The sequence below is a fragment of the Pseudescherichia sp. genome (assembly GCF_031998825.1).
Lineage (GTDB): Bacteria > Pseudomonadota > Gammaproteobacteria > Enterobacterales > Enterobacteriaceae > Pseudescherichia.
This window is the reverse complement of the sequence record NZ_DAMACX010000003.1, coordinates 22262-38941: the sequence shown is the minus strand read 5'-3', so window position 1 is coordinate 38941 and position 16680 is coordinate 22262. Positions and strand designations below refer to the sequence as shown.

At 56.9% G+C, this 16680-nt stretch carries 14 protein-coding genes; 2 read left to right on the top strand and 12 right to left on the bottom strand.

What is annotated here, in order from left to right:
• Nucleotides 1–40: 40 nt before the first annotated feature.
• From nuoI to lrhA, 9 genes are all read right to left on the bottom strand, one after another.
• A complete protein-coding gene (gene nuoI, locus RTP97_RS02135) occupies nt 41–583 on the bottom strand; it encodes an NADH-quinone oxidoreductase subunit NuoI (protein ID WP_042389578.1) in 543 nt (180 codons plus the stop codon).
• Between the two features lie 14 nt (nt 584–597).
• The gene (gene nuoH / locus RTP97_RS02130; RefSeq protein WP_312410440.1) at nt 598–1575 is read right to left on the bottom strand and encodes an NADH-quinone oxidoreductase subunit NuoH; all 978 of its coding nucleotides are present in this window, start codon (nt 1573–1575) and stop codon (nt 598–600) included.
• The gene (nuoG, locus tag RTP97_RS02125; protein ID WP_312410438.1) at nt 1572–4298 is read right to left on the bottom strand and encodes an NADH-quinone oxidoreductase subunit NuoG; all 2727 of its coding nucleotides are present in this window, start codon (nt 4296–4298) and stop codon (nt 1572–1574) included. Before nuoG ends, nuoH begins: the two co-directional genes overlap by 4 nt.
• Nucleotides 4299–4330: 32 nt before the next feature.
• Nucleotides 4331–5668, bottom strand: coding sequence for an NADH-quinone oxidoreductase subunit NuoF (nuoF, locus tag RTP97_RS02120; RefSeq protein ID WP_154058074.1), 1338 nt, complete (start codon nt 5666–5668; stop codon nt 4331–4333).
• Entirely contained in the window at nt 5668–6168 is a 501-nt protein-coding gene (nuoE, locus tag RTP97_RS02115) for an NADH-quinone oxidoreductase subunit NuoE (RefSeq protein ID WP_042389573.1), read from the bottom strand. Before nuoE ends, nuoF begins: the two co-directional genes overlap by 1 nt.
• Nucleotides 6169–6170: 2 nt before the next feature.
• Nucleotides 6171–7973 carry an NADH-quinone oxidoreductase subunit C/D gene (nuoC, locus tag RTP97_RS02110; protein WP_312410436.1) on the bottom strand — a complete coding sequence of 601 codons (1803 nt, stop codon included), beginning with the start codon at nt 7971–7973 and terminating at the stop codon, nt 6171–6173.
• Between the two features lie 87 nt (nt 7974–8060).
• Entirely contained in the window at nt 8061–8735 is a 675-nt protein-coding gene (gene nuoB, locus RTP97_RS02105) for an NADH-quinone oxidoreductase subunit NuoB (protein WP_042389571.1), read from the bottom strand.
• Nucleotides 8736–8750: 15 nt separating this feature from the next.
• Nucleotides 8751–9194, bottom strand: a complete 444-nt coding sequence (gene nuoA, locus RTP97_RS02100) for an NADH-quinone oxidoreductase subunit NuoA (RefSeq protein WP_042389569.1) — start codon at nt 9192–9194, stop codon at nt 8751–8753.
• 659 nt (nt 9195–9853) lie between these two features.
• Complete coding sequence (lrhA, locus tag RTP97_RS02095) at nt 9854–10792, bottom strand: transcriptional regulator LrhA (protein ID WP_312410433.1); 939 nt, start codon at nt 10790–10792, stop codon at nt 9854–9856.
• A gap of 858 nt (nt 10793–11650) precedes the next feature.
• Between lrhA and alaA the strand changes: the two genes are divergently transcribed.
• Together alaA and yfbR are read left to right on the top strand one after the other, a co-directional pair.
• A complete protein-coding gene (gene alaA, locus RTP97_RS02090) occupies nt 11651–12865 on the top strand; it encodes an alanine transaminase AlaA (protein WP_103819002.1) in 1215 nt (404 codons plus the stop codon).
• 81 nt (nt 12866–12946) lie between these two features.
• Nucleotides 12947–13552 carry a 5'-deoxynucleotidase gene (gene yfbR, locus RTP97_RS02085; RefSeq protein WP_312410430.1) on the top strand — a complete coding sequence of 202 codons (606 nt, stop codon included), beginning with the start codon at nt 12947–12949 and terminating at the stop codon, nt 13550–13552.
• A gap of 12 nt (nt 13553–13564) precedes the next feature.
• Here yfbR and RTP97_RS02080 read toward each other — a convergent pair whose 3' ends face one another.
• From RTP97_RS02080 to yfbV, 3 genes are all read right to left on the bottom strand, one after another.
• Entirely contained in the window at nt 13565–15397 is a 1833-nt protein-coding gene (locus tag RTP97_RS02080) for an SLC13 family permease (protein ID WP_312410429.1), read from the bottom strand.
• A 120-nt stretch (nt 15398–15517) separates the two neighbouring features.
• Nucleotides 15518–16012: a YfbU family protein gene (locus RTP97_RS02075; RefSeq protein ID WP_312410428.1), complete on the bottom strand. Its 495-nt coding sequence runs from the start codon at nt 16010–16012 to the stop codon at nt 15518–15520.
• Nucleotides 16013–16091: 79 nt separating this feature from the next.
• On the bottom strand, nt 16092–16547 hold the full coding sequence (gene yfbV / locus RTP97_RS02070) for a terminus macrodomain insulation protein YfbV (RefSeq protein ID WP_312212286.1): 456 nt from the start codon (nt 16545–16547) through the stop codon (nt 16092–16094).
• Nucleotides 16548–16680: the final 133 nt, after the last annotated feature.

Below are 16680 nucleotides of genomic sequence, written 5' to 3'. Positions count from 1 at the left end.
AGGCCACAGATATAAAAAGCGAACTCCATTGCCCCTCTCCTTACGGTAACAGGCCCTTGACGTCGATAGGTTTGGCCTCGTTTTCCGCCTCGCCCTTATCTTTGCCGTCGATTGCCATACCTGCCATCCGGTAGAAGTTATATTCCGGATATTTACCCGGACCGGAGATCAGCAGATCCTCTTTTTCGTATACCAGGTCCTGACGCTTGAACTCGCCCAGCTCGAAGTCTGGCGTAAGCTGGATTGCGGTAGTCGGGCAGGCCTCTTCACACATGCCGCAGAAGATGCAGCGTGAGAAGTTGATACGGAAAAACTCTGGATACCAGCGGCCATCGACGGTTTCCGCTTTTTGCAGCGAAATACAGCCTACGGGGCAGGCTACCGCACACAGGTTACAGGCAACGCAGCGCTCGGCGCCGTCCGGATCGCGGGTTAATACAATGCGGCCACGGTAGCGCGGCGGCAGATAAACCGGCTCTTCCGGATACATACGGGTTTCGCGTTTGGCAAACGCGTGCAGGCCGATCATCCAGATACTGCGTACCTGGGTGCCGAAACCTACGATTAACTCTTTTAAGGTCATGGTCTTTTCATCCCTTATTGCGCCTGCCACAGAATGACAGCCGCCGTTACCAGCAGGTTGATTAGCGTAAGCGGCAGGCACACTTTCCAGCCGAAGGACATCACCTGGTCATAACGCGGACGCGGTAATGCTGCGCGAATCAAAATGAACATCATCATGAAGAATGCTGTTTTCAGGGCAAACCAGACGAACGGAGGTAAGAACGGGCCGTGCCAGCCACCGAAAAACAGGGTGACGATCAGCGCGGACACGGTAACGATAGCGACGTACTCCCCCACAAAGAACAGGCCGAACTTCATGCCGGAGTATTCAATGTGGTAACCGTCCGCCAGCTCCTGCTCGGCCTCGGGCTGGTCAAACGGATGACGGTGACAAACCGCAACGCCCGCAATCGCAAAGGTGAGGAAACCAAAGAACTGGGGAATGATGTTCCACAGGTGCGTCTGGTTGTTGACGATGTCGGTCATATTGAATGAACCAGCCTGCGCCACGACGCCCATCAGCGACAGCCCGAGGAAGACCTCGTAGCTCAGCGTCTGGGCAGAGGCGCGCATCGCCCCCAGCAGGGAGTATTTGTTGTTACTCGCCCAACCAGCAAACAGCACCGCGTAGACCGTCAGCCCCGCCATCATCAGGAAGAACAGGATCCCGATGTTGAGATCGGCGACTACCCACGTCGGGCTGACCGGCACAATGGCAAAGGCCAGCAGCAGCGAGGTAAAGGCGATCATCGGTGCAAGCGTATAGATCATGCGATCCGAGAAGCGCGGGACCCAGTCCTCTTTAAAGAACATCTTGATCATGTCCGCCACCAGCTGGAGTGAGCCACCCCAGCCTACGCGGTTCGGTCCGTAACGGTTCTGGAACAGGCCCAGCAGACGACGCTCGGCAAAGCTCATGAACGCGCCGCAGATGACCACCACCAGCAGGATCGCCAACGCCTTAAGAATGCCGATCAGGATATCAATCAGCTCCGGTGTTAACCAACTCATTGCTGTGCCTCCTGCAAGTTCTCAAGACGTGCGCCCGCCAGCACCGGTGCGATGCCCGGCATACCCATCGGCAAGCCCACCTGCCCTGCTGTCAAGCCATCTGCAATCACCAGCGGCAGGGTTACCGTCTGGCCTTCGTAGCTGAATGCGACCTGCGCGCCCGCGTTGACGCCAAGCTTCGCGGCATCTGCCGGGTTGAGCTTGATGTACGGCTGCGGCATACGGGTCTGGAACACCGGAGAGCGCTGGGACATCTCGTCGCTGCCGAAGAGGTGGTAGTACGGTGCAATGCGCCATTTCCCCTCTTCCGCCTTGAAGCCCGCCGGTACGCGATCGAAATACGCCAGCCCGTTGGCCGAGGCTTCGATCAGGCGCACGCCCGGATCGCCATGACGCAGTTTGCCACCCACTTCGGCCTGGAATTTGTTCCACGCCTGCGGTGAGTTCCAACCCGGAGCCCAGGCAAACGGAATTTGCGAGCGCGGTGCGGACGGCTGGTTGTTTCCTTCCATTGAGAAGGCAAACATGGTGTCTTTATCCTGCGGCTGGCGCGGCTCGTGCACGTTGATATTGGCGCGCATTGCCGTCCGGCCGCTGTAGCGGTGCGGTTCACGGGCCAGTTTCTGGCCGCGAATGCGGAAGCTGGCGTCCGGCGCAGCATCTTTGATACCGGCCAGCTGCGGCAGCTGGGCAATGGCGGCGTCGATCACGTGATCGAGCTGGGTCCAGTCCACTTCGCGGTTCAGTACGGTGCTGTGCAGGGAGTGCAGCCAGCGCCAGCTCTCCAGCATCACGGCGCTGCTGTCGTAGTAGGCCGGATCGTAAACCTGGAAGAAGCGCTGGGCGCGGCCTTCGTTGTTGATCACCGTCCCGTCGCTTTCGGCGAAGCTTGCCGCCGACAGCACCAGGTGCGCTTTCTCCATGATCGCCGTGCGCTGATGGTCAATAACCATCACCAGCGGCGCTTTCGAGAGCGCAGCATCAACGCGGGCCGCAGAGGCGTGACGATGGAGATCGTTCTCCAGCACCACCACGGCATCAGCCGCGCCGCTCTCCAGCTCGCTCAGGGCGTCGTCAAGAGAGCCGCCGCCGATCATACCGAGACCAACGCTGTTGACCGCCCGGGCAATCATGGTTACGCCCACGTCCGCGCCGCGTCCCTTCAGGGCCTTGGCCACGTTCGCTGCCGCCTGGATCACCTCGGCGCTACCGGCGTTGGTGCCGGAGATAATCAGCGGTTTTTTCGCCCCGGCCAGTGCCTGGACAATCACATCAATTTTGTTCTGCAGATCGCGATCGATGCCCTCGACCGCAGGCGCGGAGCCGTCCAGCGCGTTGGCGATGGCAAAGCCTAAGCGCGCCTGGTCCTCTACCGGCGCGCGGTAGGTCCACGCGGCGATATCGTCCAGGCGGGTGCTGTCAACGTTGGTTACGAACAGCGGATGCTTGGCACGCTGGCCGATGTTAAGGATCGCGGCAATCTGCCAGTCGGCCACTTTCTGGGCCGCGGCCATCTCACGCGCTTTGCCTTTCACCGCCTGACGCACCGCCAGCGCGGCACGCGCACCGGTCTGGGTGAGGTCTTCACCGAGGATCAGCACTGCGTCGTAGCTTTCGATTTCGCGCAGCGCCGGGGTATGAATGCCCCCTTCGCGCAGCACCTTCAGGGCCAGCTCAAGACGCTCCTGCTCACCTTTGGCGATGCCGGTATAGAAGTTCTCGGCACCCACCAGCTCACGCAGGGCAAAGTTGCTCTCGACGCTGGCGCGCGGGGAGCCGATACCGATCACTTTCTTCGACTGGCGCAGAATATCCGCCGCACCCTGCATCGCCTGCTCGGCGTTGAGGGCGATCAGATCGTCGCCGCGGCGCTGAACCGGCTGACGCGGGCGATCCTTCAGGTTCACGTAGCCGTAGCCGAAGCGGCCACGGTCGCAGAGGAAGTAGTGGTTAACGGTGCCGTTATAGCGGTTTTCGATACGACGCAGCTCGCCGTAGCGTTCGCCGGGGCTGGTGTTACAGCCCAGGGAGCACTGCTGGCAGATGCTCGGCGCAAACTGCATATCCCACTTACGGTTGTAGCGCTCGGAGTGCGTTTTGTCGGTAAAGACGCCGGTCGGGCAGATCTCAACCAGGTTGCCGGAGAACTCGCTCTCCAGCACGCCATCTTCCGGACGACCAAAGTAGACGTTGTCATGCGCGCCGTAAACGCCAAGATCGGTGCCGTCAGCGTAGTCTTTGTAGTAGCGCACGCAGCGATAGCAGGCGATGCAGCGGTTCATCTCATGGGAGATGAATGGCCCCAGATCCTGGTTGCGGTGGGTGCGTTTCGTAAAGCGATAGCGGCGGAAGCTATGACCGGTCATCACGGTCATATCCTGCAGGTGACAGTTGCCCCCCTCTTCACAGACCGGACAGTCGTGCGGGTGGTTGGTCATCAGCCACTCTACAACGCTCTCACGGAACTGCTTTGCCTCTTCGTCGTCGATAGAGATAAAGGTGTTGTCCGTCGCTGGTGTCATACAGGACATCACCAGGCGACCGCGCGTATCTTCCGCGTTCTGGTACTGCTTCACCGCACACTGGCGGCAAGCGCCGACGCTTCCCAGCGCCGGATGCCAGCAAAAATACGGGATATCAAGACCTAACGAGAGACATGCCTGTAGCAGGTTGTCCGCCCCGTTGACCTCGTAATCTTTGCCGTCTACATGAATCGTAGCCATTAGCATGCTTCCAAAATAAATAAACTTTTAGATTACCAGCGCGTCTTGAGCAGGTTAGGCTGAATACCGTTGATCAGATGGGTATTGCTAAACTGCTGCTTGATGCCTGCTTCGAATTCTTCGCGGAAATATTTTATTGCACTCTGCAGAGGCTCTACCGCGCCTGGCGCATGGGCACAGAAGGTTTTACCCGGACCCAGGAATCGACAGAGCTGCTCAAGCGTCTCGATATCGCCAGGCTGACCTTCGCCGCGCTCAAGGGCGCGCAGGATCTTCACGCTCCACGGCAGGCCGTCGCGACAAGGCGTACACCAGCCGCAGGACTCGCGGGCAAAAAACTCTTCCAGGTTGCGCACCAGCGATACCATGTTGATTTCGTGGTCTACCGCCATCGCCAGCGCGGTCCCCAGACGGCTGCCGGCTTTGCCAATGCTGGCAAACTCCATCGGCAGATCAAGGTGCGCATCGGTGAGGAAGTCGGTTCCCGCGCCGCCTGGCTGCCAGGCCTTGAACTTCAGGCCATCGCGCATGCCGCCCGCGTAGTCTTCCAGAATTTCACGCGCGGTAGTACCAAACGGCAGCTCCCAGACGCCCGGATTCTTCACGCGGCCAGAGAAGCCCATCAGCTTGGTGCCGTTGTCTTCGCTTTTTGAGATCCCCTGATACCACTCGACGCCGTTGGCGAGGATCGCCGGAACGTTACACAGGGTTTCAACGTTGTTCACGCAGGTCGGCTTGCCCCACACCCCGGAACTTGCCGGGAACGGTGGCTTAGAGCGCGGGTTGGCGCGGCGCCCTTCCAGGGAGTTAATCAGCGCCGTCTCTTCACCGCAGATGTAGCGCCCTGCCCCGGTGTGGACAAACAGCTCGAAGTCGAAGCCGGTACCAAGGATGTTTTTACCCAGCAGTCCCGCTTCGGTCGCTTCGGCGATAGCGCGGCGCAGGCGCTCGGCGGCCTCAATGTATTCGCCGCGCAGGAAGATGTAGCCCCGGTACGCTTTCAGCGCAAAGGCGGAGATCAGCATCCCCTCCACCAGCAGGTGCGGGAGCTGCTCCATCAGCAGGCGGTCTTTATAGGTGCCCGGCTCCATCTCATCGGCGTTACACAGCAGGTAACGGATGTTCATGGATTCGTCTTTCGGCATCAGGCTCCACTTCAAACCGGTGGAGAAGCCCGCGCCGCCGCGCCCTTTCAGGCCCGAGTCTTTAACCGCGTTAACGATCTCATCCGGCGCCATGCCGGTGAGCGCCTTACGCGCCCCGGCGTAGCCGTTTTTGCTCTGGTACTCATCCAGCCAGACCGGCTGCTTATCTGCACGCAGACGCCAGGTTAGCGGATGGGTTTCAGGAGTCAGGATAATGTTTTTCATTATTTATACTGCTCCAGCAGGTCAGGGATGGCTTCCGGCGTCAGATAGCTATGGGTATCGTCGTCGATCATCATCGTTGGACCCTTGTCGCAGTTCCCCAGGCAGCAGGTCGGCAGCAGGGTGAAACGGCCATCAAAGGTGGTCTGTCCCGGCTTGATATCGAGCTTTTTCTCAATCGCGGCCTGGATGCCCTGGTAGCCGGTGATATGGCACACTACGCTATCGCAGTAGCGGATAACGTGACGGCCCACCGGCTGGCGGAAGATCTGGCTATAGAAGGTAGCGACACCCTCTACGTCGCTGGCCGGAATATCCAGCACTTCGGCGATGGCGTAGATCGCCCCATCCGGCACCCAGCCACGCTGCTTCTGAACGATTTTCAGCGCTTCGATGGACGCCGCACGCGGGTCTTCGTAGTGGTGCTTCTCGTGCTCAATAGCATCACGCTCTGCCGCACTCAGCTCAAAAGCCTCGGTCTGTGGTTGTTGATTCTCGTGCATAATTAGCGGTCCACGTCTGACATAACAAAATCGATACTACCCAGATAGACAATCAGGTCAGAGACCAGGCTGCCACGGATCGCTGCAGGGATCTGCTGCAGGTGCGGGAAGCTCGGCGTACGCACGCGGGTGCGGTAGCTCATGGTGCTGCCATCGCTGGTCAGGTAGTAGCTGTTGATACCCTTGGTTGCCTCAATCATCTGGAAGGATTCGTTGGCCGGCATGACCGGGCCCCAGGAAACCTGCAGGAAGTGGGTGATCAGGGTTTCGATATGCTGAAGCGTGCGCTCTTTCGGCGGCGGCGTCGTCAGCGGGTGATCCGCCTTGAACGGGCCTTCCGGCATGTTATTGAGGCACTGCTCAAGAATGCGCAGGCTCTGGCGCAGCTCTTCCACCTTCAGCATCACGCGGGTGTAGGCATCGCTGATGCCGCCGCCGACTGGGATCTCAAAGTCGAAGTTTTCATAGCCAGAGTAAGGACGCGCCTTACGCACGTCGAAGTCGATACCGGTGGCGCGCAGGCCAGCCCCGGTGGTGCCCCACTCCAGCGCCTCTTTCGCGCCGTAGGCGGCAACGCCCTTCGAACGGCCAATCAGAATGGTGTTGCGCAGCGCGGCCTTCTCGTAGGAGTCCAGACGCTTCGGCATCCACTCGAGGAACTCACGCAGCAGACGGTCCCAGCCGCGCGGCAGATCGTGCGCCACGCCGCCAATGCGGAACCAGGCCGGGTGCATACGGAAACCGGTAATGGCCTCAACCAGATCGTAGATTTTCTGGCGATCGGTGAAGGCGAAGAAGACCGGCGTCATCGCCCCGACGTCCTGAATAAAGGTCGAGATGTAGAGCAGGTGGCTATTGATACGGAACAGCTCGGAGAGCATCACGCGGATCACGTCGACGCGCTCTGGCACTTTGATGCCCGCCAGCTTCTCAACCGCCAGCACGTACGGCATCTCGTTCACGCAGCCGCCGAGGTATTCGATACGGTCGGTGTAGGGAATGTAGCTGTGCCAGGACTGGCGCTCGCCCATTTTCTCTGCGCCACGGTGGTGGTAGCCGATATCCGGCACGCAGTCGACGATCTCTTCGCCATCAAGCTGCAGGATAATACGGAACGCACCGTGCGCCGACGGGTGGTTCGGGCCGAGGTTGAGGAACATAAAGTCCTCGTTGGCGGTGCTGCGCTTCATGCCCCACTCTTCCGGCTTGAAGGTCAGCGCCTCCATCTCCAGATCCTGCTTGGCTTTGGTCAGCTCAAACGGATCGAACTCGGTGGCGCGCGCCGGGTAGTCTTTACGCAGCGGGTGGCCGGTCCAGGTCTGCGGCATCATGATGCGCGTCAGATGCGGGTGGCCTTCGATATTGATGCCAAACATCTCCCAGGTTTCACGCTCGTACCAGTTGGCGTTGGGGAAAAGTTTGGTAAAGGTCGGCACGTTGAGATCGTTTTCTGACAGCGCGACCTTGAGCATGATGTCGCGGTTACGCTCAATAGAGAGCAGGTGGTAGAAAACGGAAAAATCCGCGGCGGGGAGCCCGTCGCGGTGCGTGCGTAGACGTTCGTCCATGCCGTGCAGATCGTACAGCATGACGTAAGGCTTCGGCAGTTTCTTTAAGAAATCGCCCACTTCCAGTAACTGTTCACGCTTTACCCAAACAACAGGGACGCCGGTGCGGGTCGCCTGAACGGTAAAGGCATCCGGCCCAAAACGGTTGCGCAGTTCGCCAATAACTGGGTCATCCAGGTGATCCCGGGTTTGCCAGAACGCGTCTTGCGCGGTTAAGTCGGTCATAATGTTCACCATTGCAAAGGGTCCGTGGTGACTGCCGGGCGTGGCTTCGCGCTATAAGTTTATTATGCGAAGGAGTTTTCCACGGCCCGCAGGCGCAAATTAAATCTCGTCCGGCGTACGCAGGTTGGTAACAGCAATGCGTTCGCCGCGTTTGCGCTCGCGCTCTGACTGCATGTTGGCGCGATAGACGCCCTGGTCGCCCACTACCCATGAGAGCGGACGACGCTCTTTGCCAATCGACTCCTGAAGCAGCATCAGCGCCTGCATATAGGCTTCCGGACGCGGCGGGCAGCCCGGGATATACACATCAACCGGGAGGAATTTATCAACGCCCTGCACCACAGAATAGATGTCGTACATGCCGCCGGAGTTGGCGCAGGCACCCATGGAGATAACCCACTTCGGCTCCAGCATCTGATCGTACAGACGCTGAATAACCGGGGCCATTTTGGTAAACGGCGTACCGGCGATCACCATCAGGTCGGCCTGGCGAGGCGAGGCGCGCAGGACTTCCGCACCAAAGCGTGCCACGTCGTGCACCGCCGTAAAGGAGGTCACCATCTCAACGTAGCAGCAGGAGAGACCGAAGTTATACGGCCAAATAGAGTTTTTACGACCCCAGTTAACCATACCGTGCATAACGTCTTCGAGCTTGCCCATGAATACGCTGCGGTTAACTTCTTGCTCGAGGGGGTCGGTTACGATCTCCTGTTTTTGCAGGGGGTAACGGTCGTTCTCACCGTTGGGATCGATGCGGGTGAGCGTGTAATCCATCTTATTGCCTCGCTGTTAGCGTTGACGGTTAGTGATATTGCCTGACTCAGGGTTGAAGCGCTCGCGGCGTGAACGCGCGGGCGTCCAGTCCAGCGCGCCAATACGCACCAGATAAACCAGACCAGCCAGCAGCACTAAAATAAAAATTGCAGCCTCAACAAAGCCAACCCAGCCGCTTTCACGAATGGAGGTTGACCATGCAAACAGGTAAAGCGCTTCGACGTCGAAGATGACGAAGAACATGGCGACCAGATAGAACTTGGCAGAGAGGCGCAGACGAGCGGTGCCGACCGAATCGATACCCGATTCAAAAGGCGTGTTCTTGTGCCGCGCGCGGGCGCGCCCGCCCAGTAACCAGCCGCCGACCAGCATCAGGCAGCATAAGCCAATGGCAACAATAAGAAAGATCGCGAATGCCCAGTGATGAGCAATAACTTCAGTGGATGTTGACATACGCATTGCTTAACTCAAAAAGTGGCACCGTTACCTCTGCTCTTCTCGGCAGATGGACGCCACACTGTTTAAGGGAGGAACAAAAAAAACCTTACACTCACTGTTAGAAACGGCTTAGACAGCTAAATGATGGGGTTTTTTACTCCTTTCTATAACCTTTTGTCAACTTAGAACAAAAGTTCCTTCACATTAGTTTACAGCGGTAGCAATTCATTAACATAAAATGCCTTTTTTTCCACCAACACCCATTTTTTATAGGGCGTTTAGCGATGTTGAATCGTGTCCGTTGTGCGCTGATACAAAAAGTACCCTCTTATTTTGACAGGATTTTGGCAGGATTCCTCCCCCTCTATGGGAGTATTTTCTTGATCTGCGACACGCTTTTGTTAATTCACACAAAAAAACGGCAACAATCAGACTTGTTTTTTAACATGAACTTTCGCTATGCATAGTAGCATACAAAGCAGGGTTTAATGTCGGCGGGCGCGCTTAACTGGCTGATATACAACGCGTTAAAAAATGATTCTTGATAATTAGTGCGGAAATAACGTTTGAAACGCGCCGCTGGTAAATTTTATGCTACCAGCGACCCGCTCTGTTTTTTTGGGCTCTGCTTTTCAGGAGATGTCACCTGCTTAAGGCAATCCTGTTACCTACGTCCCCGGCTACTTAAAGTCCCCTTCAACGATCAAAGAGCTGTCTCCCCCCTGAGGTGCAGCAGCACCATAGTGCCAGGGCATCTGGTAATCCGCCATAGCCTGAAAAACGACCTGAGCCAGTTCATTCTGGCTTTGCGGATTATGACAGAGGAGATATTCAGTCTCCGCCAGCACAGGCAGACCGTCTCTCGGTCCCAGCACGCGCAGATCGGCACTCATCATCTCCACCGGCCTGGCAGTAATACCCAGCCCGGCCTTGACCGCCGACTTCACCGCCGAGAGTGTCGAGGCGACGTAGGCCATACGCCATGGAATACCGGCAGCATCAAGCGTATTGAGCACGCTGTCGCGGAAAGGGTTGGGATCGTCAAGGAAGACCAGCGGCAGCGTCTCGCCTTTCTGCAGGACATACTCTGCCGCACAATACCAGTGCGTTGGCGAAGTACGCAGCGTCAGATGTTCAAACTGGTGGGGCCGATGGGTAGTGACCATAAGATCAACCTCCTGAGCCGCTAGCATCTCAGCCATGGAGAGGTTACGCTTAACCCGCACGTCCAGCGCCAGTCTGGGATAGCTCGCACTGATACGATTTAACAGAAACGGCAAAATAGTATCCGCAGAGTCGTCCGAGGCGCCGACGGTTAATACTCCCTGCAAATTATTAAACATTAATGAGCTACAGGCCTCATCATTAAAGCGCAGGATTTTTCGGGCATAGCCCAGCAGTTGGATGCCGTGTTCAGTTAACAACTTATTCCGACCATGGCGAACGAAAAGCTCCTTGCCTACCAGCTGCTCCAGACGCTGCATCTGCTGGCTCACCGCTGATTGCGTTCGGCATACCGCCACGGCGGCAGCCGCAAAGGTGTTTAAGTCGGCGACGGCAACGAACGTTCTCAGCAGATCGAGGTCGAGATTGAGTATCGGACGATTTGCATTAATCATATGTTTTCACTTACAGGGTACTCCTGACGAGCGCCCCGGCTTTTGCTGTGTTCAAAGATTTAAGCAATCCCCGTTGAGAAGCGGTTTGCACAATCGGCACAAAACCGATTGTTGCTAATAATTCGCTTACGTTCACGAACCTCTATATATACATACAGCATTACACTGTAAATTATTTTCAGAAGCCGCATGCTATTACTGCATCACTGAACGCGATCGAAAATCATTTACCGAATCATCTCAGGAAGATTAGCGGGAAAAATTTCTTAATATCAATTAATTGTATATTCATTCAGAGAATTACGCGGGTACCATTATCGCTTTTAGCCGTAGTCTCTGCTGGTCATCTTACCTCATACCCGCATCAGTTATAAGTACCTATGCGGATGACCTTAACCCCCATGGTGTTATACCGGGAAGCCTGATGCTATTAATATTAACAATCGCCCATCATCGCAAGGTGTCGTATTAAATAATTATTAATTAATAATAGAATCTGTTCTAAATAGTACTTAACGTTCGCTCTACGCTCAGTTCTGTTTACCCCGCCTCTCTCCCCATTTCTGCACATCAGCGCTTAAGGTAATAACAAAAAACGGTCTGGCAGCAATGTTGCGCGCAGTGTTAACAGCGGTAGTTTTGCGATGCGGCAACAGATTAAGCCAAAATTGATATTTTTGTCGAAATTATTAGCAGTTTAATCCGCACATCTGCAGCGAGAAAAACCGGTGGCGTCAGGCAGCCAGGGGCAAAATCTTCTTCTGTGCACCCTTCTAAACTGGCATTCGGGGGAGTACATTGTTCCGTGCTGACTTCCACGGCAGGGAGTAGCACCAACAGCTAAAAGGTCAACGATTCATGTCCCCCATCGAAAAATCCAGCAAATTAGACAATGTCTGTTATGACATCCGTGGTCCGGTTCTGAAAGAGGCAAAACGTCTTGAAGAAGAGGGTAACAAGGTACTGAAGCTCAACATCGGTAACCCGGCCCCCTTCGGCTTCGACGCCCCCGATGAGATCCTGGTAGACGTTATCCGTCACCTTCCGACGGCGCAGGGCTACAGCGACTCCAAAGGACTCTACAGCGCGCGCAAAGCGATTATGCAGCACTATCAGGCACGCGGCATGCGCGACGTCACCGTAGAAGATATCTATATCGGTAACGGCGTCTCTGAACTGATTGTGCAGTCAATGCAGGCGCTGCTGAACAGCGGCGATGAGATGCTGGTTCCGGCCCCGGACTACCCGCTGTGGACGGCAGCGGTGTCGCTCTCCGGTGGTAAAGCAGTGCACTATCTGTGCGATGAATCGTCTGACTGGTTCCCGGATCTGGATGATATCCGGGCGAAGATCACCCCGCGCACCCGGGGGATCGTAATCATCAACCCGAACAACCCCACCGGCGCAGTCTACTCCAAAGAGCTGCTGCTGGAGATAGTGGAAATTGCCCGTCAGCACAACCTGATTATCTTTGCCGATGAGATCTACGATAAGATCCTCTACGACGAGGCGGAGCACCACTCCATCGCCGCGCTGGCCCCTGATCTGCTGACGATTACCTTTAACGGCCTCTCTAAAACCTACCGCGTGGCCGGTTTCCGCCAGGGCTGGATGGTACTTAACGGGCCTAAGAAGCACGCCAAAGGCTATATTGAAGGGCTGGAGATGCTGGCCTCCATGCGACTGTGCGCTAACGTGCCGGCCCAGCACGCTATCCAGACCGCGCTTGGCGGCTACCAGAGCATTAGCGAATTTATCGTGCCCGGCGGACGCCTCTATGAGCAGCGTAACCGCGCCTGGGAGCTGATCAACGAGATCCCCGGCGTGACCTGCACCAAGCCAAAAGGCGCGCTCTATATGTTCCCAAAAATTGACATCAAGCGTTTCAACATCCATGACGACCAGAAGATGGTGCTGGATTTCCTGCTGCAGGAGAAAGTGCTGCTGGTGCAGGGAACGGCCTTTAACTGGCCATGGCCGGATCACGTCCGCATTGTGACCCTGCCGCGCCTGGACGATCTGGAGATGTCTATCAACCGCTTTAGCCGCTTCCTCTCCGGCTACCATCAGTAAGCGTATCAAGGGGAAGATTTGCATCTTCCCCTGCTCTCTGCGCACAATGGATCCTTAGCGCCGTTACTGACAGGGTCCATTATGAGTACGAGTCAAAGCCACTTTTTCGCCCATCTCTCCCGCCTGAAATTGATCAACCGCTGGCCGCTGATGCGCAACGTGCGTACCGAAAACGTCTCTGAGCATAGTTTACAGGTGGCGATGGTTGCTCATGCTCTGGCGGCGATTAAAAACCGCAAGTTTGGCGGCGAGGCTAATCCTGAACGCATTGCCCTGCTGGCCATGTACCACGACGCCTCAGAGGTGCTGACCGGCGATCTGCCGACGCCGGTAAAGTATTTCAACTCGCAGATTGCCCAGGAGTATAAGGCTATCGAGAAGATCGCCCAGCAGAAGCTGGTCGATATGGTGCCGGAGGAGCTGCGGGATATTTTTGCCGGGCTGATCGATGAGCAGCAATACAGCGAAGAGGAGAAGTCGCTGGTGAAGCAGGCTGATGCCCTCTGCGCCTATCTGAAGTGCCTCGAGGAGCTCTCCGCCGGCAACAACGAGTTCTCGCTGGCGAAGTCACGGCTGGAGAAGACCCTCGCCGCCCGCCGCAGCCCGGAGATGGACTACTTTATGGCAGTGTTTGTGCCGAGCTTCCATCTGTCGCTGGATGAGATAAGCCAGGATTCGCCGTTATAGGGCGCGGGAAAGTCAAAACGGAAACAGCACTGGGATCAGCACCACGCACACCACCATCACAATCAGCGTGAACGGCACGCCAATCTTTACGAAATCGCTGAAGGTATAGTTGCCGGGTCCCAGCACCAGGGTGTTAACCGGGGAGGAGACCGGGGTCATAAAGGCCGCCGACGCTGCCATGGCTACCATCATGGCAAAGGGGTACGGCGAAACGCCCATCGATTTGGCCGTTGCCAGCGCAATGGGGGCCATCAGCACCGCCGTGGCGGTATTCGAGATAAACAGCCCGATGGTGGCGCACATGATGAACAGGCAGAGCAGCATCATGTACGGTCCATAGCCGCCACCAAACTGCATCAGTCCCTTCACCACCAGATCGACGCCGCCGGTTTTTTGTAGCGCCAGGGCGAACGGCATCATGCCTACGATAAGAATGATGCTCGGCCAGTGGATCGCCTTATAGGCGCTGGCAGCATCAATACAGCGAAATTTGCCCATCAGCAGGCAGGCGATAATCGCCGCCACCGGGTTGGGGATCTCATCGGTTAGCATCAGGGCGACCATCAGCAGCAGGCAGAAAATGGCGTGGGGAGCCTGGCTGTGGGCGGGCGAGGCGTCCCCGGCCTCGATGGGCATATTCAACACCACAAAATCGCGCCCTTTCTGCGCCAGCTGGCTAATCAATTTCCAGTTACCGACTACCAAAAAGATATCCCCGAGCTGTAGGGGTTCATCCCCCACCGGCCCGCTAATCGCGCTCCCGTCACGCTTAATGCCCACCATATTCAGACCGTAGCGGGTACGAAAGCCAATTTCGCGCACGGTTTTGCCGATCAGCTCTGAGTCAGGGATCAGCGACGCCTCCGCCATCCCGACGTCCAGCGCCTGGTCGGAAAAGTACTCGCCGCGCAGGATCATCGGCTCCAGCAGCTGCTCGCTGCAAAACTGCCGCAGATCGACCTCGGCAGCGGACATGTCGATCAGCAGCACGTCTCCGGCGCGAAACTCCGATACGCCGTTGACGTTAACGATCACCCGGCGAAAACGACGCCAGCGTTCGACCCCAATGACGTTGGCGCCGTAGCGCTCCCGGAGTTTGAGATCGTCGAGGCGCTGGCCAACCATCGGCGAGCCGGGGCGGATAGCCAGCCGCCGGGCGCGCCCCGCCAGACGATACTCTTTGATCAGATCGCGGAAGGTGCGCCGCTTCCAGCCGTCATGCGGCCCCGTCTGCCCGTCGCTCTTCAGAGCAAAGCGCATCACCAGCATATAGATGACGCCCAGCAGCAGAATAGCGATCCCCAGCGGGGTGACGCTAAAGAAGCCGAAGCCCGGCAGCCCTTCGCGCAGCAGCTCGCTGTTGACCACCAGGTTAGGCGGCGTGGCCACCAACGTCATCATGCCGCTGATGAGTCCGGCAAAGCTGAGGGGCATCATCAGGCGCGACGGGGAGATCTGCATCCGCATTGAGACGCTGAGCACCACGGGAATAAAGATGGCGACCACCCCGGTGGAGCTCATAAAGGCCCCCAGCCCGGCGACGGTAAGCATCAGCAGAACCAGCATTTTGATTTCGCTGCTGCCCGCCACGTTCACCAGCCAGGCCCCCATGCTGGTGGCGACCCCGGTACGCACCAGGCCGTCGCCGATAATAAACAGGGCGGCGATAAGAATGACGTTGGGATCGCTAAAGCCGGAGAAGGCCTCGCTGAGGGTCAGGGTACCGCTCAGGCTGAAGGCGACAATCACCAGCAGCGCGACGGCATCCATGCGCACCTTGCCGGTGGCAAAAAGCACGACGGCAATGGCCAGCAAACACAGCACCCAAATCAGTTCACCGTTCACAACGTATCCTTGTTAATTGCGGGGATAACGGCAGTGTGCCACAAAAAAGCCCCGCTCAGGCGGGGCTAAATCAATAGGATGAGCGGTTGTTACCCATTTTTGCTTATTTGCCTGCGGCTATCAGGCGTTAACGATCTGGTTGATTTCATTTGCGCTCAGGTGGTACTGGCGCGGACAGGCGTGCCAGGCTCCCAGCATGCGCTGATATTTTTCCCACATTGGCGTCTGGGCATTGAAGCCGTGCGTTCCCGCGTCGAAATGGGTGTAGCGCCCTTCGGTGTTGACCATAAAGCGTACGTAGCTCAGGTAGCGCGCCTCGGTGGCAGCATCAAAGCCTAAAAAGGTGACCCGGCGCTCGTCGATGGACTGGGCATCTTTCAGGTTGGCCCAGGAGACGTGCAGGGCATGATACATCTCCATAATGTCGATAACGGTGCGGCAGGTCTCCTCCGGCAGCTCGCCAAACTCGCGGTCCAGCTCGCGCATCTGCAGGCCAAAGCCGCGCTCGACGATGGTTTGCAGGCGGCGGTAGCGCTCGGCGTTGGTGGGATCGAGCATCGTCATCATTTTGTACTGATTTGATAAGATCAGCCGTTGGGCATTGGTCATTTCCATCTTACACTCCGTATCACGTCGGAAAAAAAAGAGGCACATAAACTATGTGCCTTCTTTTATATTCGCAATCAGGGGTGAATTACAAATCATCAAGGAAAGTTTTGTCGAGCTGACCAAATGCGCGCTTAAGCGTGTCAGCTAAGGCCTGATAATCCGGCTTGCCGGTGACCGGGGCCATCGTCTGGCCCGCATCCTGTAATTTACCGCGTACCTCATAGAACCACTGCAAAATACCCGGCGGCAGCGGCGTAACGGAGCGCTTGCCCAGCCACCACAGCCCCTGTAGCGGCAGGCTCAGGGCAAAGAGCGCGGTCGCCACCGCAGGACCCAGCTGGCCGCCAAGGGCTATCTGCCAGCAGAGGGTAAAGACGGCGACGGGGGGCATAATGCGGATCGCGTAGCGGGTAGCGCGAATGACACGGTTATCGATAAAGACGGGAGCGAGGCTTTTTTCCATAGGCCAGGTCTTCGAATAGTGCTGACCCAGGCGAAACAAACTGAAAAAGCTCACAGGGCGATTCTCAGGAGTGTTCATGGCGTTACCTCAACTTCACATATAAAAATTAAAAAATTTGTGCAAAACAACAACTGCTCATGACAACGTTCAAAATATTTTGTCATCGCTACCCAGTATCGGGTATTCTGTGCCCGCCTGAGTGGGCCTTAGA

What these genes read in the sequence shown, in the direction of transcription:
- nuoH (WP_312410440.1), bottom strand. Translation starts at nt 1,575, where the DNA reads ATGAGTTGGTTAACACCGGAGCTGATTGATATCCTGATCGGCATTCTT.
- nuoI (WP_042389578.1), bottom strand. Translation starts at nt 583, where the DNA reads ATGACCTTAAAAGAGTTAATCGTAGGTTTCGGCACCCAGGTACGCAGT.
- alaA (WP_103819002.1), top strand. Translation starts at nt 11,651, where the DNA reads ATGTCCCCCATCGAAAAATCCAGCAAATTAGACAATGTCTGTTATGAC.
- nuoE (WP_042389573.1), bottom strand. Translation starts at nt 6,168, where the DNA reads ATGCACGAGAATCAACAACCACAGACCGAGGCTTTTGAGCTGAGTGCG.
- nuoG (WP_312410438.1), bottom strand. Translation starts at nt 4,298, where the DNA reads ATGGCTACGATTCATGTAGACGGCAAAGATTACGAGGTCAACGGGGCG.
- nuoF (WP_154058074.1), bottom strand. Translation starts at nt 5,668, where the DNA reads ATGAAAAACATTATCCTGACTCCTGAAACCCATCCGCTAACCTGGCGT.
- nuoA (WP_042389569.1), bottom strand. Translation starts at nt 9,194, where the DNA reads ATGCGTATGTCAACATCCACTGAAGTTATTGCTCATCACTGGGCATTC.
- yfbV (WP_312212286.1), bottom strand. Translation starts at nt 16,547, where the DNA reads ATGAACACTCCTGAGAATCGCCCTGTGAGCTTTTTCAGTTTGTTTCGC.
- nuoC (WP_312410436.1), bottom strand. Translation starts at nt 7,973, where the DNA reads ATGGTGAACATTATGACCGACTTAACCGCGCAAGACGCGTTCTGGCAA.
- yfbR (WP_312410430.1), top strand. Translation starts at nt 12,947, where the DNA reads ATGAGTACGAGTCAAAGCCACTTTTTCGCCCATCTCTCCCGCCTGAAA.
- nuoB (WP_042389571.1), bottom strand. Translation starts at nt 8,735, where the DNA reads ATGGATTACACGCTCACCCGCATCGATCCCAACGGTGAGAACGACCGT.
- RTP97_RS02075 (WP_312410428.1), bottom strand. Translation starts at nt 16,012, where the DNA reads ATGGAAATGACCAATGCCCAACGGCTGATCTTATCAAATCAGTACAAA.
- lrhA (WP_312410433.1), bottom strand. Translation starts at nt 10,792, where the DNA reads ATGATTAATGCAAATCGTCCGATACTCAATCTCGACCTCGATCTGCTG.